Source organism: Streptomyces sp. NPDC058683, from assembly GCF_042716195.1.
In the GTDB taxonomy this organism is placed as follows: domain Bacteria; phylum Actinomycetota; class Actinomycetes; order Streptomycetales; family Streptomycetaceae; genus Streptomyces.
In genome coordinates this window covers 23,222-47,163 of the sequence record NZ_JBHXSK010000004.1, presented here as the reverse complement: position 1 = coordinate 47,163, position 23,942 = coordinate 23,222, and the positions used below count along the sequence as shown (strand labels likewise).

Annotated in this window: 21 protein-coding genes; 7 read left to right on the top strand and 14 right to left on the bottom strand. The window is 73.0% G+C overall.

What is annotated here, in order from left to right; genetic code table 11:
• The 6 genes from pip to ACFWXC_RS05645 form a co-directional block, all read right to left on the bottom strand.
• Positions 1–969 (bottom strand): prolyl aminopeptidase, encoded by a 969-nt coding sequence (gene pip, locus ACFWXC_RS05670; RefSeq protein WP_384473557.1) that lies wholly within the window; start codon positions 967–969, stop codon positions 1–3.
• A 437-nt stretch (positions 970–1,406) separates the two neighbouring features.
• Entirely contained in the window at positions 1,407–1,694 is a 288-nt protein-coding gene (locus ACFWXC_RS05665) for an SCO5918 family protein (RefSeq protein ID WP_384473554.1), read from the bottom strand.
• Between the two features lie 222 nt (positions 1,695–1,916).
• The gene (locus ACFWXC_RS05660; protein ID WP_384473552.1) at positions 1,917–3,443 is read right to left on the bottom strand and encodes a DEAD/DEAH box helicase; all 1,527 of its coding nucleotides are present in this window, start codon (positions 3,441–3,443) and stop codon (positions 1,917–1,919) included.
• Positions 3,444–3,623: 180 nt separating this feature from the next.
• Positions 3,624–3,827 carry a cold-shock protein gene (locus ACFWXC_RS05655; protein WP_031482971.1) on the bottom strand — a complete coding sequence of 68 codons (204 nt, stop codon included), beginning with the start codon at positions 3,825–3,827 and terminating at the stop codon, positions 3,624–3,626.
• A gap of 232 nt (positions 3,828–4,059) precedes the next feature.
• The gene (locus ACFWXC_RS05650; RefSeq protein ID WP_384473547.1) at positions 4,060–4,398 is read right to left on the bottom strand and encodes a helix-turn-helix domain-containing protein; all 339 of its coding nucleotides are present in this window, start codon (positions 4,396–4,398) and stop codon (positions 4,060–4,062) included.
• A 329-nt stretch (positions 4,399–4,727) separates the two neighbouring features.
• Positions 4,728–5,585 carry an MBL fold metallo-hydrolase gene (locus tag ACFWXC_RS05645; protein ID WP_384473544.1) on the bottom strand — a complete coding sequence of 286 codons (858 nt, stop codon included), beginning with the start codon at positions 5,583–5,585 and terminating at the stop codon, positions 4,728–4,730.
• Positions 5,586–5,971: 386 nt separating this feature from the next.
• Here ACFWXC_RS05645 and ACFWXC_RS05640 point away from each other — a divergent pair, with 386 nt between their 5' ends.
• Both ACFWXC_RS05640 and ACFWXC_RS05635 read left to right on the top strand, forming a co-directional pair.
• On the top strand, positions 5,972–6,802 hold the full coding sequence (locus ACFWXC_RS05640) for an aldo/keto reductase (RefSeq protein ID WP_384473541.1): 831 nt from the start codon (positions 5,972–5,974) through the stop codon (positions 6,800–6,802).
• A gap of 64 nt (positions 6,803–6,866) precedes the next feature.
• Positions 6,867–7,304: a hypothetical protein gene (locus ACFWXC_RS05635; protein WP_384473538.1), complete on the top strand. Its 438-nt coding sequence runs from the start codon at positions 6,867–6,869 to the stop codon at positions 7,302–7,304.
• 18 nt (positions 7,305–7,322) lie between these two features.
• Here the strand turns inward: ACFWXC_RS05635 and ACFWXC_RS05630 are convergent, their stop codons facing one another.
• Together ACFWXC_RS05630 and ACFWXC_RS05625 are read right to left on the bottom strand one after the other, a co-directional pair.
• Positions 7,323–7,961 carry a prolyl oligopeptidase family serine peptidase gene (locus ACFWXC_RS05630; protein ID WP_384473535.1) on the bottom strand — a complete coding sequence of 213 codons (639 nt, stop codon included), beginning with the start codon at positions 7,959–7,961 and terminating at the stop codon, positions 7,323–7,325.
• Positions 7,958–8,830 carry an alpha/beta fold hydrolase gene (locus ACFWXC_RS05625; protein WP_384473532.1) on the bottom strand — a complete coding sequence of 291 codons (873 nt, stop codon included), beginning with the start codon at positions 8,828–8,830 and terminating at the stop codon, positions 7,958–7,960. Before ACFWXC_RS05625 ends, ACFWXC_RS05630 begins: the two co-directional genes overlap by 4 nt.
• Before the next feature lie 390 nt (positions 8,831–9,220).
• On the opposite strand from ACFWXC_RS05625, the gene ACFWXC_RS05620 reads away from it, so the two are divergent.
• Positions 9,221–12,019, top strand: a complete 2,799-nt coding sequence (locus ACFWXC_RS05620) for an AAA family ATPase (RefSeq protein WP_384473529.1) — start codon at positions 9,221–9,223, stop codon at positions 12,017–12,019.
• Positions 12,020–12,057: 38 nt separating this feature from the next.
• Here ACFWXC_RS05620 and ACFWXC_RS05615 read toward each other — a convergent pair whose 3' ends face one another.
• Entirely contained in the window at positions 12,058–12,792 is a 735-nt protein-coding gene (locus ACFWXC_RS05615; RefSeq protein WP_384473526.1) for a TetR/AcrR family transcriptional regulator, read from the bottom strand.
• An 88-nt stretch (positions 12,793–12,880) separates the two neighbouring features.
• Between ACFWXC_RS05615 and ACFWXC_RS05610 the strand changes: the two genes are divergently transcribed.
• A complete protein-coding gene (locus tag ACFWXC_RS05610; protein ID WP_384473523.1) occupies positions 12,881–15,097 on the top strand; it encodes an MMPL family transporter in 2,217 nt (738 codons plus the stop codon).
• 76 nt (positions 15,098–15,173) lie between these two features.
• On the opposite strand, the gene ACFWXC_RS05605 is transcribed toward ACFWXC_RS05610, so the two are convergent.
• Positions 15,174–16,205, bottom strand: a complete 1,032-nt coding sequence (locus ACFWXC_RS05605) for a 2-dehydropantoate 2-reductase (RefSeq protein WP_384473520.1) — start codon at positions 16,203–16,205, stop codon at positions 15,174–15,176.
• A gap of 175 nt (positions 16,206–16,380) precedes the next feature.
• On the opposite strand from ACFWXC_RS05605, the gene ACFWXC_RS05600 reads away from it, so the two are divergent.
• Positions 16,381–16,773: a nuclear transport factor 2 family protein gene (locus ACFWXC_RS05600; protein ID WP_384473517.1), complete on the top strand. Its 393-nt coding sequence runs from the start codon at positions 16,381–16,383 to the stop codon at positions 16,771–16,773.
• Here the strand turns inward: ACFWXC_RS05600 and ACFWXC_RS05595 are convergent.
• Positions 16,763–17,413, bottom strand: a complete 651-nt coding sequence (locus ACFWXC_RS05595; RefSeq protein WP_384473514.1) for a TetR/AcrR family transcriptional regulator — start codon at positions 17,411–17,413, stop codon at positions 16,763–16,765. The genes ACFWXC_RS05600 and ACFWXC_RS05595 overlap by 11 nt on opposite strands.
• Before the next feature lie 71 nt (positions 17,414–17,484).
• Here ACFWXC_RS05595 and ACFWXC_RS05590 point away from each other — a divergent pair, with 71 nt between their 5' ends.
• Positions 17,485–18,099, top strand: a complete 615-nt coding sequence (locus ACFWXC_RS05590; protein WP_384473511.1) for a peroxiredoxin-like family protein — start codon at positions 17,485–17,487, stop codon at positions 18,097–18,099.
• Between the two features lie 38 nt (positions 18,100–18,137).
• Here ACFWXC_RS05590 and ACFWXC_RS05585 read toward each other — a convergent pair whose 3' ends face one another.
• Complete coding sequence (locus tag ACFWXC_RS05585) at positions 18,138–19,607, bottom strand: MFS transporter (RefSeq protein WP_384473508.1); 1,470 nt, start codon at positions 19,605–19,607, stop codon at positions 18,138–18,140.
• Between the two features lie 245 nt (positions 19,608–19,852).
• Here ACFWXC_RS05585 and ACFWXC_RS05580 point away from each other — a divergent pair, with 245 nt between their 5' ends.
• A complete protein-coding gene (locus tag ACFWXC_RS05580) occupies positions 19,853–20,251 on the top strand; it encodes a hypothetical protein (protein WP_384473505.1) in 399 nt (132 codons plus the stop codon).
• Here the strand turns inward: ACFWXC_RS05580 and ACFWXC_RS05575 are convergent.
• Together ACFWXC_RS05575 and ACFWXC_RS05570 are read right to left on the bottom strand one after the other, a co-directional pair.
• Complete coding sequence (locus ACFWXC_RS05575) at positions 20,248–22,662, bottom strand: SpoIIE family protein phosphatase (protein ID WP_384473502.1); 2,415 nt, start codon at positions 22,660–22,662, stop codon at positions 20,248–20,250. The two genes, ACFWXC_RS05580 and ACFWXC_RS05575, sit on opposite strands and share 4 nt — an antisense overlap.
• Positions 22,663–22,778: 116 nt before the next feature.
• Positions 22,779–23,900 carry a sugar ABC transporter permease gene (locus ACFWXC_RS05570; RefSeq protein ID WP_384473500.1) on the bottom strand — a complete coding sequence of 374 codons (1,122 nt, stop codon included), beginning with the start codon at positions 23,898–23,900 and terminating at the stop codon, positions 22,779–22,781.
• Positions 23,901–23,942 lie beyond the last annotated feature (42 nt).

The window sequence follows — 23,942 nt, the reverse complement described above, 5'->3', positions numbered from 1 at the left end:
TCAGCGAACACTCCTCTCGCCGAACCGCGCGATCGCCGTCAGGACCGCCTCGCGCATCGCGGGACTGCCGGTGTGGCCGGAGTCGTCGATCACCTTCAGTTCCGCGTCCGGCCAGGCTTTGGCCAGCTCCCACGCGGTCTTGAGCGGGCTGCCCAGGTCGAGGCGGCCGTGGATCAGCACCCCCGGGATCCCGGCCAACCGGTGGGCGTCCCGGAGCAGTTGGCCGTCCTTCAGCCAAGCGTCATGGGCGAAGTAGTGCGCGCAGATCCGGACGAAGGCCATCAGTGAGTCGTCGGGCCGGTCGCTGTAGGCGCCGGGACTGCCCAGTACCTCGTGGGCGATGACGGCGTCCTCCCAGGTGCACCAGTCACGGGCCGCCTTGACCCGGATCGCGTCGTCGGGACTGTTCAGCAGCCTGTTGTAGGCGGTGACGAGGTTGCCGGCGCGGTCCGCGGCGGGCAGGGCGTCGCGGAAGGCCTCCCAGGGGCCGGGCAGCAGGCGGCCGACGCCGTGGTAGAGCCAGTCGGTCTCCTCCGGACGGGTCATGGTGACCCCGGCGATGACGATCCCGGAGACCCGCTCCGGATGGCGTTCGGCGTAGGCGAGGATGAGCGTGGAGCCCCAGGAGCCCCCGTAGAGGAGCCAGCGCTCGACGCCGAGGTGTTCGCGCAGCCGCTCCATGTCGGCGACCAGGTGGTCGGTGGTGTTGTCGGCGAGGCTGACGGCGGGGTCGGAGGCGTGCGGCCGGCTCTCACCGCAGCCGCGCTGGTCGAAGAGGACGATCCGGTAGACCTCGGGGTCGAACAGCCTGCGGTTGCGGCGGCCCCCGCCGCTGCCGGGACCGCCGTGCACGCACAGGGCGGGCTTCCCCTCCGGGTTGCCGCTGGTCTCCCAATAGATCCGCTGGCCGTCACCGACGTCGAGGAGCCCATGGGCATACGGCTCGATGGGCGGGAACTGCTCGGGCATGATGATCTCCCCTCCAAGGCTGTGTGGGAACAGCCCTATTCCACACCGGAGTTGGCGGGGGGAACATCGCGAGGACCCGGGGCGCCGGCCCGGGCCCTGGTCGCCACGGGCGGGAGATGGGGAGACGCCGCGCCGGCGGCGTGAGGCTACGACCGGCGTCGCCGCCCGAGCCGTACCGACCGCTCACCGCCGGGCCGCACCCGCCGTTCTCGGGGAAGGCGTTACCGGCCGTTCGCCGGGCGTGTCGTACCGGTTGCCGCCGGGCAGTCCCGCGGCGACAACCGGCTGAGCGGGCCTTGCCGGGCCAGTGCGGTGTGCGGCTCGTTGCTGAACCGTCGGCCGCTCTTACCGGAGTCCGGCCCGCTCAAGAGCCGGGTGCCACATCTGAGGCTTTCCAACCCGCGAACCGCGCAGTATTCGCGGTCGCCCGGAGGGTGTCACCAGCCGAGGACGTCCTCGTCGGCTCGCGCCTCCCGGGGCGGCGTGACCGGGCGGGCGTCGTGGCAGGTGAAGCCGAGGCGGGTCAGTGCGCGGCGCATTTCGAGCGACGTGAAGTCACGGCGGTTCTGCCGGGTGATCACTTCACCGACCTGCATCACGGGGTAGATGCGGCCGTCGATGGTCACGCCGACGCCGATGACGGGTTCGGGCGTGTGGCTGCTCATCGACTGTTCGACCTCGCTCTTCGTCAGGTCGAAGGGGAAACGGGCGATGACAACACGCATGGATGCCTCCTCAGGGGGCGACCGCGGGGCGCGGCGGGACAAGGGTTCGGACGACGGTCAGGCGGTGAGGGCGAGAACGCCCGGGGTGTATCCGTGTGCGTCGATCACGGGGGACACGTCCGGGGTGCGGTCCAGCGTCGGGGCGGACGGGACGGGTGTCGGCTCGGCCTGTCCGCCGGGAGCGCAACCCCGTGCTCCGGCTGTGGGCTGGTCCTCCTTCGGTTAGGAGTCGGCCCTTGAGGTGGTACGGCGTGTTCGGGCGGCGGACGACCGGCCTCCGCGGCCACGGCCCCGGCCGCGGCCGGCGGATCGCGCGCCCTCGCGTGGCGTGTCGGTGGTCGGTGCGGCCAGGGTGACGGGCACACCCGAGGGGGTGCGGGCGCCGGTGATGCGATGCAGTTCGGCCTCACCGGGACGGACCTGGACGGCTTGCGCGGTGACTCCGGCGTCCGTCATCAGGCGGTCCACGGCGCGCCGTTGGTGCGGCAGGACGAGGGTGACGACGGTGCCGGTCTCGCCGGCGCGGGCGGTACGGCCGCCGCGGTGCAGGTAGTCCTTGTGGTCGGCGGGCGGGTCGACGTTGACGACGAGGTCGAGGCCGTCGACGTGGATACCGCGGGCGGCGACGTTGGTGGCGACGAGGACCGAGACGTGCCCGTCCTTGAACTGGGCGAGGGTCCGGGTGCGCTGCGACTGGGACTTGCCGCCGTGCAGGGCCGAGGCCCGCACACCGACGGCGAGCAGCCGCTTGGCGAGCCGGTCCACCGCGTGCTTGGTGTCCAGGAACATCAGCACGCGTCCGTCCCGGGCGGCGATCTCGGTGGCGGCGGTCTCCTTGTCGGCGTCGCGCACATGCAGCAGGTGGTGCTCCATGGTGGTGACCGCGCCCGCGGACGGGTCGACCGAGTGCACGACGGGGTCGTGGAGGTAGCGGCGCACCAGGAGGTCGATGTTCCGGTCCAGGGTGGCCGAGAACAGCAACCGCTGGCCCCCGGCGGGGACTTGGTCGAGCAGTGCGGTCACCTGGGGCATGAAGCCCATGTCGGCCATCTGGTCGGCCTCGTCGAGGACGGTGATGTTGACCTGGTCCACCCGGCAGGCGTCTCGCTCGATGAGGTCCCGGAGGCGGCCGGGCGTCGCGACGACGACCTCGGCGCCGGCCCGCAGATCGCTGATCTGGCGGCCGATCGACATGCCGCCGACCACGGTGGCGAGCCGCAGCCGCAGGGCGCGGGCGTAGGGGGTGAGCGCGTCGGTGACCTGCTGGGCCAGCTCGCGGGTGGGGACGAGGACGAGCGCGAGCGGCTGCTTGGGCTGGGCGCGCTGCCCGTCCAGGCGGGCCAGCAGCGGCAGTCCGAAGGCGAGCGTCTTGCCCGAGCCGGTGCGGCCACGGCCCAGGACGTCCCGGCCGGCCAGCGCGTTCGGCAGGGTGGCCGCCTGGATCGGGAAGGGGACGGTCACGCCTCCGGTGCGGAGGGCGGCCAGCAGCCGTTCGGGCATGTCCAGTTCGGCGAACGTCTCGACGGCGGGCAGCGGTTCGGTGAGGGTGACCGGAAGGGCGAACTCCTGGCGGCCCGGGGCGGAGCGCTGGCCCTGGCCGTTCTTGCGTCCGGTGCCGCTGCCCTGCCGGGGGTGGCCCGATCCCTGTGAACGGAAGCGGTTGCCGGAGGTGGAGCCTGTCGAGCGTGTGGTGGTGCGATCCGTGCGGTGGCGCCCGGAACTGCCGCCGGTGCGGCGGGTGCGGTCCAAGAAGGAACCTTCCTCGATGCGGCGTATCGAGGAATTCCGGCCGGCGGACGGGTTAACCGCGCGAGGAATCACAAGAATGAGCCGGAGAAAAAAAGAGAAAAGCTGGGGCCCGCACCCCAAGAGCGCGGGCCCCAGCCTCAAATCGCGCGAGCTAGTGGCTCGCCACGGTTCGCGTCAGCTTCAGGCAGGAACGATGTTCTCGGCCTGCGGGCCCTTCTGGCCCTGCGTGACGTCGAAGGTCACCTTCTGGCCTTCCTGAAGCTCGCGGAAGCCCTGGGTGGCGATGTTCGAGTAGTGGGCGAAGACGTCGGGGCCGCCACCCTCCTGCTCGATGAAGCCGAAGCCCTTTTCCGCGTTGAACCACTTCACGGTGCCAGATGCCATATTGAATCTCCCTTGAGGGGCAGTGCCGGACTCCGCACTTTACGAAGCCGAGTCGCCGCGATGATCACCCCTCCGGAATGATCCGGAAAGCTTTACAAAGAAAAAATTTCTCTGGCAACCAAAACTGCAACTGCTATCACGCTAACACAGGTGGGCTGTAAGCGGCCATGTGTTTTCGGGTCCGCATGGTAATTCTAGTGCCGCTGGCGACCGTATTTCTGTACTGGCGGGACTAGGTATCCGTGCCGCCCCCGTCGAGCTTCCGGCTGATTTCCCGGTTCAGCCGGAGGGCGTCCGCCAGCTGGTTCTCCAGGGAGATGATCCGGCACGCGGCCTCGACGGGGGTGCCCTGGTCGACCAGCTCCCGGGCGCGCGCGGCGATGCGCAGCTGACGGCGGGTGTACCTGCGGTGACCTCCCTGCGAACGCAGGGGAGCGATCAGCCCGGTCTCGCCCACGGACCGGAGGAAGGCGGGGGTCGTACCGAGAACGGCGGCGGCCCGTCCCATGGTGTAGGCGGGGTAGTCGTCATCGTCGAGGTTGCCGGCGACAGGGGCGTTCTCAGCGGGCATGACACCTTCGTTTCGGGGACGCGGCGGGGACCCGGGCGGGCCTGGCACCGGTCTCCGAAGGATTCGGCACCATCCGCGTCGCACGGCAACCCTAACTCCGTCGGCCCTGGAGATGTGGCTCCGCCGTGACAGATTTCCGTTTGCCGCCGAGCCTTTGCACAGCGGGGTGGTCAGCCCCCGCCCGGCGCATGATCAGTCCGTTCGGCGTACCGCCCAGGCCGCGACGGCGGGGCCGCGCGGCGGTGGCTTCACGCGCGCGGCCACCGGACCGTCGTGATCCGGACGGCGGGCGGCATGCCGACGGTGGTGATCCGTCCCGGTCGGCTGTGTCAGGCTCCGGTGCCGAGCAGGTCGTGGGCGGCGACCCACAGGGTGTAGGGGTTGGCGAGGCCGGGGTGGGCGGCCGTCAGCCGGTCGATCAGCTCGGCCGGTGCGGAGCTGCGTGCCAGCGCCGTCTCGAAGTCGGCGAGGTAGCGGCGGCTCTCGTCGAGCTGACGGCGGGCGTCGTCGTCGGGGGCCGAGGGGTCGCGGTGGCCGGCGATCAGCGTGTCGGCCGCCAGCGCCGCCACGGTGTCCAGCGCCCGCGCCCAGTCGGCCCGGGACTCGGGGGTGGAGCCCGCCAGCCACATGTGGGTCCGGTTGTAGACGACGTCACCGGAGACGACCAGGCTCAGCTCGGGGACGTGGACGACGCTGGAGTGCCCGGTGTCGGTGGTGCCGACCGGGATCACCGTGGCCGTCGCGGCTCCGACCGGGATCGTGGTGCCCGCCAGCGGCCCGGGCGCGACGGGATCGGCGGTCAGCCCGCCGGGGAAGAAACCGCCCCAGACCTTCAGATAGCCCGGCGAGATCTGCTCCTGCATCGCCGGGACGGAGTCCGCTAGGGCCACCGGCCTGGCCCGCGGGAACGCCGTGAGGATCTCGGGCAGCCCGAGGAAGTGGTCGGCGTGCGGATGGGTGATGTAGACGTGGTCGGGCTCGCGGTCGTGGGACCTCACCCACTCGGCCAGCTCCCGCCCCTCCCGCATGGTGATCAGGCAGTCGACCAGCAGGGCGCCCTCGTCGTCACTGATCAAGGTCGAGGTGCTCGGCGGCCAGGTCGCCTGCCCCACCGCCTCCTCGAATCCCGGCACCGCACTCGGGATCGGCTTGGGACCCACCACGAACACGTCGAAGTCAAGGCTCATCACCCCATGATCGCCCCCAAAACGGCCGTGGCGTATCCGCCTGCCGCCTGCCGCCTGCCGCCTGCCGCCTGCCGCCTGCCGCGTGCCGCGTGCGGCGTGCGGCGTGCCGCCTGTCGAGTGCCGTCTGCCCGTCTGCCCGTCTGCCGCGGCCCGCCCCGACCGGCTGTGTGCCCGACTCCGACGGTGGTTTTCCCGCCCGGCGCGTCCGGTGTGTCGCCCGCCGCGTCCGGCGGGTCGTCGCCCGTGCGCGGCGGATCGTTGGCTGTGTGCGGCGGGTCGTCGGCTGTGCGCGGCGGGTCGTCGGACGCGTCCGGTGTGTCGGCCGTCGGCGAGTGCAGTCATGTTGCTGATACCACCCCGCGGTGTGCTGTCGGATGCTGGTGGTCATGAACCCGAACGCGGACACATCCGGCAGTGGCGCGCGCCCGCTGGCGGACGGGAACCGGCTGCCGGTGCTCGGTCTCGGCGTCTGGCAGGTGCCCGACGGACGCGCCTGCGTCGACGCCGTGCGCTGGGCCCTCGGCGCCGGTTACCGGCACATCGACACGGCTCAGGCCTACGGCAACGAGGCAAGCGTCGGCCGTGCCCTCCGTGACAGCGGCGTACCGCGCGGCGAGGTGTTCGTCACCACGAAGTTCCAGCCGCGGGGCAACGACCCGGTCGGGCAACTGGAGAACAGCCTGCGCCGCCTCGGCGTGGAGGAGGTCGACCTCTATCTGGTGCACTGGCCCGAGGGCGGCGCGACCCGCGCCTGGGCCGGGATGGAACGCGCCCTGGAGCTGGGCCTGACCCGCTCCATCGGCGTCTCCAACTACAGCGCGGCCGAACTCGAGGCCGTGATCGCCGCCGGCACGGTCCCGCCCGCCGTCAACCAGGTCCTGTTCAACCCGCGCAATAACCGGCGCGCACTGCTGGACGCCTGCGCCCGCTTCGACGTCGCCGTCGAGGCCTACAGCCCGCTGGGCACCGGCCGCTACGTCGACGACCCCACCGTGGCCGGGATCGCCCGGCGCACCGGCCGGACACCGGCCCAGGTGCTGCTGCGCTGGGGCCTCCAGCAGGGACTCGTCGTCGTGGCGAAGTCGACGCACCGCGAGCGCATCCACGAGAACGCAGGGATCTTCGACTTCGCCCTCTCCGACCAGGACATGGCCGAACTCGACGCGCTCGACCGGACCGGCGGCACCGACCGCGCACTGGAATCCACGTGGTGGTAGCGCCGGCCGCCGGCCCGGTCGGGCCGCCCGTCATCCGAAGGAGCAGAAGGAGTACGCCATGCCGATGATCGACGTATATGCCACGACCGGGACGTTCCCGGACAAGCATCAGCTCGCCCGGGACCTCGCCGCGACCCTGATGGCCATCGAGGAGGTCCCGGACATCCCGATGTTCCGCCAGAACACCGCCGCGTTCGTCCATGAGCTGCCGGCCGGCGACCTGTCGGACGTCGACGGCGCCTCGAACCACGTCCGCGTGCAGGTGCTGACCAACGCGGGCGCTCTCGACCGTGACAAGCAGCTCGCGGTGGTACGCCGGTTCACCGGCATGATCGCGGACGCCGCCGCCGACCCGGCCCTCGCGGACCGCACCTGGGTGCTGCTGACCGAGGCCGTGCCCGGCGGCTGGGGGCTGGCCGGACACGCCCACACCAACGACGAACTCGTCGCCGCGGCCCGTAAGCAGATCGCGGAGTTGCAGGCGGCGGCCGGGGACCGGTGAGGCGGTAGGACCCGGCACTCACGCCTGTTCGTAGATCCAGGCCTCGGCCAGCGTGGTCCAGATCGCGGCCTCCCCGGCGTCCCGGGCGAGGCCGAGGCTGTGCGGGCCGTGGGCGAACACGTGGGCGGTGTGCGGGACCCGGCCGGCCGCGAGCGCCGAGGCGAGGCGGTAGGTGTGGTCGGCGGGGACGTAGGGGTCCTCGGCGGTGTGCCAGAGGAAGAACGGCGGCGCGTCGGGCGTGACCAGCGCGTCCAGCGAGGTCGACCGGCGCAGTTCGGCGCTCGCGTCCTCGCCGAGGAGGATCAGCCGGGAGGGGCGGTAGGTCTCCGTCTCCATCGAGGTGATGGCGTACCCGAGCACCGCGAAGTCCACCGTCTCCTCCGGAGCGGCGCCCGGCGCGAGGGCGGCGAGCCCGGCCAGATGGCCGCCCGCGGAGAACCCGATGAGCCCGACGCGCCGGGCGCCGGCCGCCCGCAGCCGGCGGATCTCGGCGCGCAGCGCCTTCAGCGGTTGCGGATGGCGGGCGTGCAGCGGATAGCGGAACACGCTCGCCTGCACGCCGATCCCGCCGAGCCACGCGACGACCGGCTCGGCCTCGTGCGCGGCGTGCTCGGCGTATCCGCCGCCGGGCAGGACGACCATGTGCGTGCGGGTCACCGGGGGCCGCCGAGGAAGGCGTCGACGTCCGCGGCGAACTCGGTGTGGTGCTGGAACAGGAAGCCGTGCGCCGCGTCGGGGTAGATCTTCACGCGGGCCTGCGGGATCAGACCGGCGAGCAGGTGGGAGTAGTGCGGCAGGATCATCGGGTCGCTGTCGCCGTTCGCCACGAACACGGGCATGGTCAGACAGCCGAGCCGCTGGAGCTTCGTGTGGTCGGGGATGCCCCAGGTGCACACCGCGTCGTACTGCGCCTGGCGGGTCGCCCAGCTGGTCGCCGCGTCCCGGTCCTCGCCGCGGGCGCCGTAGATCCGCCGTGCGGCCTGTCCGCCGGCTTGCAGGCCGGCCGGGGACGGGGTGAAGAAGACGCTCAGGTAGTCCTCCGGGCTTGTCTCCGGTTCGCCGATGGCGCCGATGACCTCGGGCGCCCAGCCGTGCATGCCGGCGGCGCCCTGCGGTGCCGACGAGGCGAGGACCAGCCTTCTGACGAGCGCCGGCCTGGTCAGGGCGATCTGCTGGGCGACGAAGCTGCCGAGGGAGAAGCCCAGGACGTCGACCTGGCCGCCGAGGTCCAGGGCCTCGACGAAGGCGATGGCGTCGTAGGCCATCCGCTCCACGGTGTTCGGCGTCATACCCGAGGATCCGCCGACGCCGGTGTTGTCGAAGGTGATGACACGCCGGGCCGGTGACAGCGCGTCGATCAGCGCGGGGTCCCAGTTGTCGAGGTTGCCGCGGAAGTGCTGGAGAAGGACCAGCGGCACACCGGCGTCGTCGCCGTCCGCGGGGCCGGTGTCGCGGTAGGCGTAGTCGATGCCGTTCGCGGCCGTGACCCGCTGGTTCGGCAGGGCTGAGTACGAGCTGAGCGTCATGACCCGAGCGAATCAGCCGTGGCGAAGCGACGGAATCCGCATGTTGACTGCACCGGGCCCGGCCGCCGGGAAGGTGCGGTCAGCCTGCCGGTACCGCCGTGCCCGCGGGCCCGCCGCACAGTTCACGCACCCGCGTTCCCGCGCCCGGGAGGGGGATCGTCTCTGGACTCCCCGCGTTTCCGCGCAGCGGCCGTCCGGTACCCGCGCCCGACTGCCCGCGCCCGACTGCCCGCGCCCGACTGCCCGCGCCCGACTGCCCGCGCCCGACTGCCCGCGCCCGACTGCCCACGGCCGGCCTCGCCCCCCCGCCCCGCACCCTGCTTTCCGCGCACCGGATCACCTCGGCTGTGTGCGCCCTATATTGGGCCGGGTGAGGGTGGCGTTTCCGCGATGACCGGCAAGGACACGACCGTGGTCGGGCGGCGTGCGGAGCTGTCCCGGCTGCGGGAGCTGGTCGCCCCGCCCCACGAGGAGAGCCGCGTTCTGCTGCTCCTGGGCGATCCGGGCCTGGGCAAGACCGCCCTGCTGGCCGAGGCCGCGCGGGCGGCCGGGGCGGCCGGGATGCGGGTCCTCGCGACCACCGGCCGGGAGTCGGAGCGGGACCTGGCGTTCGCCGGACTGCACCAGCTGCTGCGCCCGGTGCTGGACCGGGTGGCCGGACTGCCGCTCCGGCAGGCGGCGGCGCTGCGTGGTGCGTTCGGGCTCTCCGCCGATCCCGCGCCGCCGGACCCGCTGCTCACCGGGATCGCCGTACTCACCCTGCTGTCCGGGCTGTCCGACGAGCGGCCGCTGCTGGTCGCCGTCGACGACGCGCAGTGGCTGGACCGTGCCTCGCTCGACGCGCTCGCCTTCACCGCCCGCCGGCTGGAGTCGGAGCGGCTCGTGCTGCTCGCCGGTGCGCGCGGGCCCGTACCCCCCGCCGGGTTCGAACGCGACCTGCCCCAGCTGCTGCTGCGGCCGCTGGCCCGGGCGGACGCGGGCCTGCTCCTGGACGCCCAGCCGTGCCCGCCGCACGGCCGGCTGCGCGAACAGGTGCTCGCGCAGGCGGCCGGCAATCCGCTGGCCCTGATCGAGCTGGCCAGGATGATCGCTGCGGATCCCGGCGCGGCGCATCGCTGGACCGCCGAACCGCTGCCGCTGACCGGGCAGCTGACCGCAATCATGGCCGCCCAGTACGCCACCCTGCCCCCGGCGGCCCGGTCCGCGCTGCTGCTCGCGGCCGCCGCCGACAGCCCGGACCTCGCCACGGCGATACCGGGGCTGTCCGCCGACGCGCTCGCCCCGGCGGAGGCGGCGGGCCTGATCCGGCTGGACACCCCGGGCCCGCGGTTCGCCCATCCGCTGACCCGCTCGGCCGTCTACCACGCCGCGACCTTCGCCGAGCGGGCCGCCGCGCATCGTCAGGTCGCCGACGCGCTCCGCGACCAGCCCGACCGGCACGCCTGGCACCTGGCCGCCGCGGCCCTGGAACCCGACGAGAAGCTGGCCACGCTCCTTGAGGACAGCGCGGCCCAGGCACAACGCCGTGGCGGTGCCGCCGCTGCCGCCCGCGCCCTCGAACGCGCCGCCGGACTGAGCCCCGCCGAACCCGACCGGGCCCGGCGGCTGCTGGCCGCGGCCGACCTGGCCCTGTCCGCCGGACAGGCCGACTGGGTAAGGGAGTTGGCGGGCCGGGTGCTCACCCTGACCGCCGACCCGGACCTGCGGATCGCCGCCCGGCTGGACATCGGCTGGTCGCTGCTGTGGTCCAACCGCAACGCCGACGCGATCGACACCCTGCTGTCCGTCGCCGCCGAGGCCGCCCCGAAGCTGCCGGCCATCGCCTGGCAGGCCGCCTGGATGGCCGCCACGGTCGTCCACCAGACCGGGCTCCCGGAGGTCCGGGCCAAGGCACGCGCGGCCCTGGACGCTCTGGACGCCCTCGACTCCGGGGACGGGTCCGAGGACTGGCCCGCCGCCCGTGCCGACGAGTACCGCCTCTGGATCCGGGCCTGCACGGACCCGTTCGCCGAAAGAGCCGACATCGTGCCCCGGCTGCGGCGGCTGACGGACGGATCCCGGGGGGCCCACGGATCCCACGGACCCCTCTTCGACCCGGGTACGGTCGGCGCCGCGGCCTGGGTCCTGGACGAGACGGAACTCGCGGTCAGGGTGCTGCGCGAGGCGCTGAGCCGGCTGCGCGCACCGGGCGTGCGCGGCGCCAGCGGCGGGGTGCTGTCGGCCCTGGAGTGGGCGTATGTCGACAGCGGGCGCTGGGACGACGCGCTCGCCGCCGCCCGTGAGGCGGGTGACATCGCCGCCGCCTACAAGATGGAGACCGTCGCGGGCTCGGCCGACCTCACCACGGCCGTCGTGGCGGCCCTGCGCGGCGACCACGAGCAGGTGGCGCCGCTGCTGGCCCGGGTGCGCGCCGCCGTGGACACCTCCGAGTACCGCGGGTTCGCCGCCCGGATCTGGCAGGCGGCCGGGCTCGCCGCACTGGCCCAGGGCAACCACGTCACCGCCTACGCCCAGCTCAGCCAGCTCTTCGCGGCCGACGGCACCCCCCTGCACCACCACTTCTCGTATCTCGCCGTCGCCGATCTCGCCGCCGCCGGGGCGCGCTGCGAACGGCACCTCGAAGCAAGGACGGTGCTGGAGCGCGCGCTGGCCCTGCTGAAGCCCGCGCCCGGACCGCGTCTCGAACAACTCACCGCCCGGGCCCGCGGGCTGCTCGCCGAACCCGACGACGCCGAAGCCCACTTCGCCGCGCCGCTGGCCGATCCCGCCGGCGACGCCTGGCCGTTCGAACGGGCCCAGCTTCAGCTGGACTACGGGGAGTGGCTGCGCCGGCGCCGCCGCATCAACGACGCGAAGCCCGTCCTCGCCACCGCCCTGGAGACGTTCCGCCGCCTGGGTGCCGCGCCCTGGACCCGGCGTGCGGAGTCCGAACTGCGGGCCTGCGGTGTCCCCGTGCAGGCTCCGCCGGCCGCCCCGGGCGCGCTGGACGGACTCACCGCCCAGCAGCGCGAGATCGTCGTCCTCGCCGGACACGGCCTGACCAACGGCGAGATCGCCGACCGGCTGTTCCTGTCCCCGCGCACGGTCGCCTCGCACCTGTACCGCTCCTATCCCAAGCTGGGCATCGCGGGCCGCCACCAACTCCGCGCCCTCATCGACCGGCAGAGCACGCCACAGTCCGGCGGCTAGCACCCCGACCCCCGCGAACAGCCGTCTCCGCTCCCGGTTCAGCCGGTGGGGATCCGGCCGCGGATGTCGTCCAGCAGGTTCCGCATCGCCATCCGGAAGATCTCGGCCTGGTGGTCCCCGAGATGCGGGGTGTGTCCGAAGACCTCCAGGACGACCAGGCCGTGCATCTGGCCCCAGGCGCACATGAGCAGAGCGTTCGCGGCGGGCGGCAGATAGCCCATGTCGCCGGACGGCAGCCGGTCCAGGTGCGCGAGCAGCGCGGGCGACAGCTCCGGGGTTTCCACGGCGGCGAGCCGGTCCTCGGTGAACCCGCCGAACAGCTCGTTCTGGAAGATCCCGCCCATCCGGCGCATCGCCTGGGTCGTCGGGCCCTCGACCGGGGCCGCGTAGTCCCGCAGGGGTGTGCCGTACAGGAGCTGGAAGTGCTCGGGGTGGGCGATGGCCCAACGGCGGTAGCCCTCGGCGGCGACCACCAGCCGCGGCAGGTCCGGGTCGTCGGGCGCGGTGTCCAGGGCGGTCTGTACGGCGTCGGCGAGGTCGTCGTACGCCTTGGCGATGATCGCCGTGACCAGGGCGTCCCGGCTCGGGAAGTAGTGGTAGAGCGCCTGCACGGTCATGCCGAGGTCGCGGGCGACCGCGCGCAGGGACAGGGCCTGCGGGCCGTGTTCGGTGATGTGACGTCCGGCGGCGTCGAGGATCTCCTGGGTGGCGACGGCCCGGCGCCGTTCACGGAGCGAGAGCACGGTCGGTGCGGCCGTTGTCTGTCGGGGCATGAAGAAAATCTAACACTGCCAAAGTTTGTTGTACCCCGTTAGTTTCGTCTCCGGCGTCAGCCCCCTTCCCTGCCAAAGGAGACCGGTCGTGTTTGACCGCATAGCCGAACTGGCCATCCACCGGGCCCGGTTGGTCCTCGTCGTCGCCGTCGTGGCGGTGGCCCTCATGGGCGCCCTCGGCGCCGGCGCGTTCACCGAGCTGAAGGGCGGCGGCTACGACGACCCGGCCTCCCAGTCCACCCGGGCGGCGCAGACCATCGACGAGAAGTTCGGCGGGGAGACCGACCTGGTGCTGCTGGTCCGCGCTCCCGAGGGCCGGATCGACACCCCCGCCGTCGAGCGCAGCGGCCGCACCCTGGTGGCGGAGCTCAAGGGGGAGGCGAGCCTCGACAACGTCATCTCGTACTGGGACACCGACAGCCCCACCCTGCGCTCCGGGGACGGCCGCGAGGCCCTCCTCCTCGCTCATGTGAAGGGCGACGAGACCCAGCAGGAGAAGAACGCCAAGAGCGTCATCGAGAAGTACACCGGCACGGACCGGGGCGGGCTCACCGTCGAGGCCGGGGGCGGTGCCGCTGTCAGCAACGACATGTCGAACCAGGTGCCCAAGGACCTGGTCCTCGCCGAGAGCATCGCCGTCCCCCTGACCCTCGTCCTGCTGCTGTTCGTCTTCGGCAGCGTGGTCGCGGCCCTGCTGCCGCTGGCCGTCGCGACCATCGCCATCGCGGGCACGTTCGCCGAACTCGCCCTGCTCGGCAGCGCCACCGACGTCTCGATCAATGCGACCAACCTGACCACCGCCCTGGGGCTCGGCCTGGGCATCGACTACGCCCTGCTGATGATCAGCCGGTTCCGGGAGCAGCTCGGGACGGGGGCGAGCGTGCCGGACGCCGTACGGCACACCGTGCGCACCGCGGGCCGTACCGTCGCCTTCTCCGCCGCGACCGTGGCCGTCGCGCTCGCCGCGCTGCTGGTGTTCCCGCAGTACTTCCTGCGCTCCTTCGGCTACGCCGGTGTCGGAGTCGTCGCCATCGCGGCCGTCAGCACCCTGTTCGTGATGCCCGCGCTGTTCGTCGTGCTGGGGCACCGGGTCAACAGCGGCCGGCTGCCGTGGACGAAGAAGCCCCGCCCGAACCGGACGCCGATGTGGGGGCGCCTCGCCGGCACGGTCATGCGGCGGCCCGCGCTCACCGCGCTGCCCGTCCTCGCGGTGCTGCTGGTCGCGGCGAGCCCGCTGCTGGGCATCACCCTCGGCAGCCCGGACGAACGCGTCCTGCCCGAGAGCGCGCAGAGCCGCCAGGTCTCCACGGTGCTGCGGGAGAAGTTCGACGGCGACGACAGCGGCGCCATCCACGTCGTCATCGACCAGGCGGTGAGCAAGAGCGCGCTGGACTCGTACGCCACCGAACTCTCGTCCCTCGACGGCGTCGTCCGCGTCGAGGCCGGCACCGGCACCTACACCGACGGCCGGTCCACGGCGGCCGGGCCCGGCAGCGCCGCCCTCGGCCGCCCCGACGCGCAGCGGCTCAACGTGGTGAGCGATCTGGTGCCGAGGTCGAGTGCGGCCCAGGACCTGGTCCGGGACGTGCGCGCGGTCGTACCGCCCGCCGGTTCACAGCCCCTGGTCGGCGGCACGGACGCCGCCCTGGTCGACTCCAAGGCCTCCGTCGGCGGCCGGATCCCGCTCGCCCTGGCCCTGGTCGCCCTCACCACCTTCGTCCTGCTCTTCCTCTTCACCGGCAGCGTGGTCCAGCCGCTGCGCGCCCTGCTCCTCAACATGGTCAGCCTGGGCGCCACCCTCGGCGCGATGACCTGGATCTTCCAGGACGGCCACCTCGCCTCCCTGTTCGGCGTCACCGCGATGCCGATGGAGACGTCGATGACCGTGCTGATGTTCTGCATCGCCTTCGGACTCTCCATGGACTACGAGGTGTTCGTCACCAGCCGCATCAAGGAACTCCACGACCAGGGCGAGAGCACCGAGGCCGCCGTCGTGCACGGCCTCGGCCACACCGGCCGGATCGTCACCGCGGCGGCCTGCCTGCTCGCGGTGAGCTTCTTCGCCTTCGTCACCTCGGAGATCAGCTTCATGAAGATGTTCGGGCTGGGCAGCGGGATCGCGATCCTCATCGACGCGGTCGCCGTGCGCGGCGTGCTCGTGCCCGCGGCGATGCGGCTGCTGGGCCGCTCGGCCTGGTACGCGCCCGGCTTCCTGCGCAGGTTCCACGCCCGGTACGGCCTGAGCGAGGGCGGCCCGGCGCCCGCGCCCGTGGCCGCCGCCGAGCCGGCGTCGACGGAGGTCTGACACCGCGCCGAGCCGAGGGGCCGTGGCCGGGTTGCTCAAGGGCGACCCGGCCACGGCCCTTGCCGTTCCCGCCCGTTCAGCGTGCCGCGCGCAGTTCGGCGTACAGCTCCGGGCCCGGCCAGGTGCGCGGCTCGGACTCCGCCGCACGCACCAGGGCGACCAGCCGCGCGTTCGCGGGCGCGCTCCGGCCATGGGCGCCGGCGAGGGCGACGATCTCGCCCTGGAGGGAGTCGATCTCCGTGGGGCGGCCGCGTTGCAGGTCCTCCCACATCGAGGAGCGGGCCTGGGCGTCGATCCGCAGGGTCGCCCCCGCCAGCCGCCGGAAGAGGCCGTCGGGCAGCCCCAGGACGTACGGGGTGACGGCGGGCGAGGTGGGGCCGAGGCGGGCCGGGGCGACCCCGGCGGCGCGGTAGACGGCGAGGGCCTCCCGCTGGCACAGGGCGAGGCAACGGCGGTAGTCCCGCCCGCCGAGCTGGTCGCGCAACGGCAGCCCGGACAGGGCGTTGATCGCGTTGTTGAGGTTCAGCAGCAGCTTGGCGTGCTGCACCTCGGCCATGTCGGTACGGGCCTCGACGGCCAGCCGCGCGTCACGCAGGGCGGCGACGAGCCGGTCGTCCGGCTCGGTCATCAGCCGCCCGGCCATGCCCTGGTGCACGGTGCCCGGCTCGGACTGCACCACGTTGTACGGCACCATCCCGGCCAGCACGGTGTGACCGGGGAGCGCGGCGCGCAGGGTGGCGGGGTTGTGCAGCCCGTTCTGGAAGCTGACCACGACCGCGCCGGGGGCGAGATGAGCGGCGAGGTCCGCGGCGGCGGCCCCGGTACCGGCGCTCTTCACGGTGACCAGCACATAGTCGGCGCCGGCCGCGGCCTCCGGTCCGGTGGCCAGCGTCAGCCGCTTTGGCGGGAGACGGACGGGCGGCCGGACGGAGGTGCTGAGGGTGAGCCCCCGCTCGCGCAGCACGTCCATGGCGGCGGGCCGGCCGATGAGCGTCACGTCGTACCCGGCGGCACGGAGAGAGCCGCCGAGATGACAGCCGATGGTGCCCGCACCGAGAACGGCGAAGCGGGGCTTGGGCGTCGGGGACACGGGGGGTACGGAGGACATGGGGGCTCCTGCGGAAGGCTCGTGATCAACCGTACTCACGTTCGCGCTCTCCTGGCGATGGCGTCACACGTTCCCGTCGGACGGCGTTTCTCCTCGCGGCCCGTGCCGCCCCCGGGGTCTGATACTGACCCCGGTCCTGATCCGCCGTCAGTTTCCGTCAGAGGAGCACTTCACCATGTCCGCATCCGAGAACATCGCCCTCGTCCGCCGCTTCTACGAGTCCAAGGTGGCGCCCGAGGTCTTCCAGGAGGTCATGGACCCGGAGCTGGTCTGGGACATCACGCCCGGTTTCCCCGGCGGCCGGGTCTATCACGGCCCGGAGAGCGTGGGCCGGGACTTCTTCGACCCGCTGATGGAGAACTTCGACACCTTCTATCCCGTGGGCGAGGAGTACTTCGCGGACGGGGAGGACCATGTCTTCGCCCTCGGGCACTACCACACCGTGAGCAGGCGGGGAGCGACGGCCGACGCCAGGTTCATGCACCTGTGGACCGTCCGCGACGGCAGGTTCGTCAAGCTCCAGCAGGTGAGCGACACCCTGGTCGTGGACCGGGTGATCAACGGCTGACACCGCCGGGGCCGCCGAGGCCACCGAGTCCTTCGAGGCCGTCCAGCAGCATGCCGAGCCCGCCCAGGAACTCCCGGTCGGCGTCGACGTTCCGCGCGTCGCGGGCGGTCTCGGCCATGTGCGGAAAGTCGTCGGACGACAGCTCGGAGATGGCCACCGTCCCCGGACCGGCCAGGGGGCCGAGGTGTTCCAGCTGGATCGCCCCGTTGAGGTAACTGAGCAGGGCGCGCAGGGCGATGACCCGCCGCTCGCCCGCCACTCCCGTCTCGCCGAGGACCACGAGCACGGTCTCCGACCAGCGCAGCACCCCGAGCGAGTGGTGGCGGTGGGCGATGACCAGCGGGACGACCGCGGGATGGGCGCCCACGGCGTCGCGCATGCGTCGCACCATGACCGTGATCCGTTCGCGCCATGCGGCGGCGGGGTCGGGCGGCTCGGTGTCCACGGCGCCCAGGACGAGCTCCACGACGAGCCTCTCCAGTTCCTCGCGGTCGCGCACATACCGGTAGAGCCCCATGGTGCTCATGCCGAGTTCCTTGGCGACGGCACGCATCGACAGCCCGGCGAGCCCCTCGCGGTCGATGACGACGAGAGCGGCCGAGGCGAGCTGGTCGGGGGTGACGGAACGCGGTCGTGGCATGGCGGTTGACAGCGTACGGCATACGCTTACGCTGGTAGGCGTATAGCGTACGCTTACGGAGGGGAACATTCATGCGCACACCCCGTAGTCCGATGACCACCGGCTCCACCGTGCCTCGGCGCGGTCTCACCACGGTCTCCGGCGACCCCGTCACCGTCCCCGACCCCGCCCGCCCGATCCACCTCCAGTTCCGGCGCTTCGCCGGATGCCCGGTCTGCAATCTGCATCTGCGCTCGGTGGTGCGGCGGCACCACGAGATAGAGGCCGCCGGGATACGCGAGGTCGTGGTCTTCCACTCGCCCGCCGAGGAACTGCGCCCCCACACCGCCGACCTCCCGTTCGCCGTCGTCGCCGACCCGGACAAACGGCTGTACCGGGAGTTCGGCGTCGAACAGTCGCCCCGCGCCCTGCTCGACCCGCGCGCCTGGGGGCCGATCGTCCGGGCGGTGGTGAGCGGCACGTGGCACGTCCTCCGCGGACGCGAACACCTGCCCGCCAACAGCCCGCACGGCGGCCGGCTCGGCCTGCCCGCCGACTTCCTCATCGCCCCCGACGGCCAGGTCCTCGCCACCAAGCACGGCGAGCACGCCTACGACCAGTGGTCGGTCGACGAACTCCTGGAACTGGCGGCCCGCATGGCACGTACACCGCCCCCTGCGCATCCCGCGGCCGCTGAACGGCCGTAACCACGGGGAGCACGGCCGGTGGTGAACCGCCGGCCGGCTCAGGGCGGTGTGATCCGCGGTGCGACCGCGGCCGCCTGGGCGCCGGAGAGTTCGTCGAGGGAGCGGCCGCGGGTCTCGACCCGGAAGGCGAAGGTGATCACGAAGCCCAGGGCGCAGGTGACGGCCACCCCGTACAGCAGGGCGCTCTCCCCGACGTCCGCCAGCAGGACGGGGAAGAGAAACGTCCCCAGCGCGGCGCCCAGTTTTCCGCAGCCGGCGGCGAAGCCATGGCCCGCGGTCCGCATCTCGGAGGGGTAGACCTCGGCGGGCAGCGTGAACGTGGTGGCGTTGGGCCCCAGGTTCATGAACGTGTTGAACAGCGCGAAGCCGGCGACGATCATGCCGAGGTGGGCGTCGGCGCCGCCCGGGAGCTGGTTGGCCAGGGCCAGCCCGCACAGCGCGACGGTCATCACGGCGAAGCCGGTGAGCTGCAACGGCACCCGCCCGACCCGGTCCACCAGCACGATCGCCAGCGCGAAACCGATGGCCAGGAAGATGTCGAGCAGGGCCGTGCCGGTGGTGGAGGCGATGTCGTCGGCGATGAACGTGGTGTTCGCCCCCGCCAGCGACAGCGACGCCAGCAGGGTCGGGGTGAAGATGCCCACGCCGTACGTCGCGATGTCCATCAGGAACCACGGCACCGCGGAGAAGACGGTGCGCCTGCGCCAGCGCGGCGAGAACAGCCGCGGCTGGATGAACGCCCGGATCCCCTCGGGCGGCGCCTCCTGCCGGGCCCGGTCGGCGTCGGTCACCACGACCGGCGTGCCGGCCAGCGCCTCGCCCACCTCGCGGGCCTCCTCCTCGCGTCCGTTCTGGGCCAGCCAGCGGGGACTCTCCGGCACCAGACGGCGCAGCCAGATGATGACCAGGGCCGGCACCGCCCCGAACCCCAGGAGGATCCGCCAGGAGCCGGTCGCCGGCCAGATCTCCAGGATCACCACGCCGGCCACCGCGCCCAGCAGGATGCCCGCCGCCTGGAGACTGAACGCGGCCACCAGCCAACGGCCGCGGTTCTTGGCGGGCAGGATCTCCGCCAGGTAGCTCGCGGCGATCGGGTAGTCCAGGCCGATCGCGACACCGAGGGCGAAGCGGAACGCCATCAGCGACCAGACGTCCCAGGCGACCGTGCACAGCAGTGAGAAGACGACGAACATCCACAGGTCGACCCGGAAGATCCGGCGCCGCCCGACGCGGTCACCGAGCGGCCCCAGCAGCGCGGCTCCGAAGACCGAACCGACGATGGCGGCAGCCGACAGCAGGCCCTTCTGCGTCGCGCTCACGCCGAAGTCGTGGGAGACCAGCGGGTTCGCGACGCCGATGACGAAGAAGTCGAAGCCGTCGAGCATGACGCCCAGCCCGGCGAGCAGCCAGAACAGGACGTGCAGGCGGGACATCGGGGCCCGGTCGAGCGCTTCGCCGAGCGGCTGGACCTTGTGGAGACTCGTCGGCCGGGTGGTCGCGGTGGTCATGGTCCTCACCAGGCCGGGGGCGCGCCGCGGAGCGGTCGGGAACCGTCCTGCGGCAGGGCAGTCGGAGATCAGCCTGCGGCAGGACCGGTGCCGTACGCGTGCGGCGGGCCCGGTGACACCGCGAACCCACGCGAACAGCCCAGCGCGCCGCCGCGTCCGCGCCCCGCCCGGCCCGGGCACGTACTCGGGCCGGTCTGAGTATCCGCACTCTGTCCGGCGCCCGGACCGCCCGCGACGCTGAGGACATGAGACTTCACAAGCGGGTTCCTCGGGTGGTGCTGCCGGCGCTCGCGCTGGCCGCGGTGTCGGCGGCGGCCTGGGCCGCCTGGCTGGGCTGGGACCAGCAGTACGACGTGCGCGCCGACGGATCGACGAGCGGGCCGTACGAGGCCTGGCAGGTCGGCGGGCTCGTGCTCACCCTGCTCGTGGCCGTCGGCTGGGCGGCCGCCCGGGGACACAGCGCGGCCGCCGTGGGCGGTACGACCGCGGGGCTGACGCTCGCCGCCTACGTCGACTGGTCGGGTGAGGCCAGCGGGCTGTTCGTGGTGGGGGTGGGGCTGGTCATGGTGGGGACCTTCGTCGCCTCCGCGGTCGTCTCCGCCGTGATCGACGTGCTGCGCCGGGACGTTCCGCTCGCTCATTAGGCGAGCGTCTGGGTGGGCAGTGGCTGTTCCGCCCAGATCGTCTTGCCGGTCGGCGTCTGGCGGCTGCCCCAGCGTTCGGAGAGCTGGGCGACCAGGAGCAGACCCCGGCCGCCCTCGTCGTAGACCCGGGCCCGGCGCAGGTGCGGGGCCGTGCTGCTGCCGTCGGAGACCTCGCAGATCAGGGACGCGTCGCGGATCAGGCGGAGGGCGATCGGGCCCTCGCCGTAGCGGACGGCGTTCGTGACCAGCTCGCTGACGATCAGCTCCGTGGCGAAGGCCGCGTCCGTCAGACCCCACGCCTCCAGCTGCTGGCCCGCCATCTTGCGGGCCCCCGCGACGGCTGCCGGGCGCTGCGGGAGCTGCCAGGTGCGGACCTTGCCGGCGTCCAGGACGTGGGTGCGGGCCAGGAGGAGCACGATGTCGTCGGCCGGGCGGTCGGTCAGCACCGTGTGCAGGACACGGTCACAGGTCTCCTCCAGGGGCGCGGCCGGGGCGGCGAGGGCCCGGCGGAGGAGGCCCAGGCCCACCTCGATGTCGTGGTCGGCGGTCTCGACCAGGCCGTCGGTGTAGAGGGCGAGCAGGCTGCCCTCCGCCAGTTCCGCCTCGGTGGACTCGAAGGGCAGGCCGCCGAGGCCCAGCGGCGGGCCGGCCGGCAGGTCCAGGAGGCGGACGTCGCCGCCGGGGGTGACCAGGACGGGCGGCGGATGGCCGGCGCGGGCCAGGGTGCAGCGGCGGGACACCGGGTCGTACACGGCGTACAGGCAGGTCGCGCCGACCTCGCCCGAGGTGGTCTCCGGGTCCTCCTCGCGGGCGAGCCTGATGACGAGGTCGTCCAGCTGGGTGAGGAGTTCGTCGGGGGCGAGGTCGACGTCCGCGAGCGTCCGTACCGCCGTCCGCAGCCGGCCCATCGTCGCCGAGGCGTGGATGCCGTGGCCGACGACGTCCCCGACGACCAGGGCGACCCGGGCGCCGGACAGCGGGATCACGTCGAACCAGTCGCCGCCGACGTCCGCGCCGGAACCCGTGGGGAGATAGCGGTAGGCCACCTCGGTCGCCTCCAGGCCGGGCGGCGGCCGGCCCGGGAGCAGGCTGCGCTGCAGGGCCAGGGCGGTGCGGCGCTCCCGGGTGTAGCGGCGGGCGTTGTCCACGCACACCGCGGCCCGGGCGACGATCTCCTCCGCGAGCCGCTGGTCGTCCTCGGTGAAGGACTCGGGGGTGCGGTGCCTGAGGAAGTGCACCAGGCCGAGGGTGACGCCCCGGGCGCGCAGCGGGACCATCAGCACCGAGTGGATCATGTGCCGGGCGACGGAGTCGGCGCGGGCCTGGGAGGCGCCGATCCACTCCGGCATGCCGGGGTCGCCGGGCCGGTGGCGGGTGCCGTGGCCGGCGAGCAGGGTCCACATCGGGGGCGTGTCCACCGGGTAGTGGACCGGGTCGCCCGGGTCGGCCACCTTCTCCGGGCAGCCGGCCAGGACCGAGCGCTGCGCGGTACGGCGTACGGTGATCGACTCGCCCGGCCGCAGCGGTCCCGGCTCCTCGCCGAGGGTGACGGACTCCAGCAGGTCGACGGTGACGTAGTCGGCGAACCCGCCCACGGCCACCTCGGCCAGCTCCTCGGCGGTCCGGGTCACGTCCAGGGTGCTGCCGATGCGCAGGCTGGCGTCGTTGAGGACGGCCAGGTGGCGGCGGGCCCAGTACTGCTCGGTGGTGTCGAAGACGACCGCGGACAGCCCCTGCACCGTGCCGGTCTCGTCCTTCAGCGGGGAGAAGTACATCGACCAGGAGTGCTCGCGGGTCTCCCCGGGCGCCTGGCCGTGCTGCTCGTGGAAGATGGTCCGCCCGGTGCGCAGGACCTGCTGCTGGAGGCGGTCGTACTCGTCGAAGGGCGGGCCGGACTCGATCTCCGGCAGGGTCAGGCCGCGCATCTCCGCCACGGGCAGGCCCATGATCCGGGTCATGACCTCGTTGGCGGCGACCAGCCGGGCCTCGCGGTCGTAGATCGCCACCGGCATGGGCAGCTGGGCGAGCGTGAGGTCCCACAGGGCCGCCGCCCCGGGCTGGTCGCGCCCGGACACGGCCGTCCGCGCGGCGGCGGTCACCAGCCAGAGCGACCGGGCGCCCGCGTCCGCGAGCGGGATGCCCTGCAGACGTACGACGATCCGGTCGCCGTTGCGGTGCCGCAGGGCCACCTCGGTGGACCAGCGGTACGCGCCGGCGATGTGGCGGCGCGCGGACGGGGGCAGCTCGGCGGCGAGCAGGGTCCGGGCGGGGCGGCCGACGATCTCGGCGGGTTCGTACCCGAGCAGCCGCCGGGCACCGGCGCTCCACACCAGGACCGCCCCGTCGGCGTCGACGACGACCGCGAGGTCGTCCGGTACGACCGCCGGGTCCGCCGGTACGCGTCCCTCCATGGTGCCTCCGGATGCCGGGGCGCCCGGCCGTCCGGGTGCCCGCACCCGCTCCCAGCATCCCGCCGCACCGTGCGCCCGACAACCGACGCCGGGGGCGTGCGGGGCCAGGAGGCCGGTCAGGCCCGCCCCGCGGCGACCCCTGCGCGCCGGGCCAGCGAGTCGAAGACCACCGCGATGACCAGCACCCCGCCGGTGATCATGAACTGGACCGCCGTCTGGACCCCCAGCAGTGCCATGCCCGAGGCGATCGACTGGATGACGAGCACTCCCAGCAGCGCCGACCAGGTCGAGCCGCGGCCGCCGAAGAGACTGGTGCCGCCGATGACGGCGGCGGCGATGGCATTGACCAGCAGCATCCCGGAGCCCGTCACCGGGGTCGCCGAGGTGAGCCGCGACGCCACGAACAGGCCGCCGATCGCGGCCAGGGCCCCCGACATCAGGAACACCGAGATCCGTACCCGGGCCACGCCGACCCCGGCCCGCAGGGCCGCCTCCGCGCCGCCGCCCAGGGCGATGACCTGGCGGCCGTAGGTCGTCCGGCGCAGCAGGAGGTCCGTGGCCGTGACGACCAGGAGGAAGATCAGCAGGGCCAGCGGCAGGCCCTCGAACCGGCTCAGCATGTGCGCCGCGGCGAACGTGACCGCCGCGAGCAGGGCCGTGCGCACCCAGACCTCGCCCACCGGGCGGCACGGCATCCCGACCGCGGCGCGGCGGCCGCGGTCGTGGAGGGAGACGAGCAGGTAGGCGGCCGTACCGAGCGCCGCGAGACCGTAGGTGGCGACGGCGGCGCCGAAGTAGTGGCTGGTCAGCATGGCGACCAGACCGTCGCCGCTGAAGCTGATGGTGTTCTCCGGGCCCAGCAGGTAGAGCATCAGGCCGTACCAGGCCAGCAGGCCCGCGAGGGTGACGACGAACGCGGGCACCCCGGTCCCGGTGAAGACGAACCCGTGCAGGGCGCCGGCGCCCGCGCAGCCGGCCACCGCGACGAGGACGGCGAGCCATTCCGGCAGGCCCTGGTTCACGTTCAGGGTCGCGAACAGGGCGCCCGACAGACCGGCGAGCGAGCCCACCGACAGATCGATCTCGCCGATCAGCAGGACGAAGACGACACCGACGGCGACCATTCCGGGCCCGACGATGTCCACGCTGAGCACGGACAGATTGCGCGGCGACAGGAAGTTCGCGTTGAGACTCTGGAAGACGACCCAGATCACGGCCAGCGCGAGCAGCGCCGGCACGGCCCCGAGCCCACCCGCGTGCAGCCTGCGCCATCCGGTGCC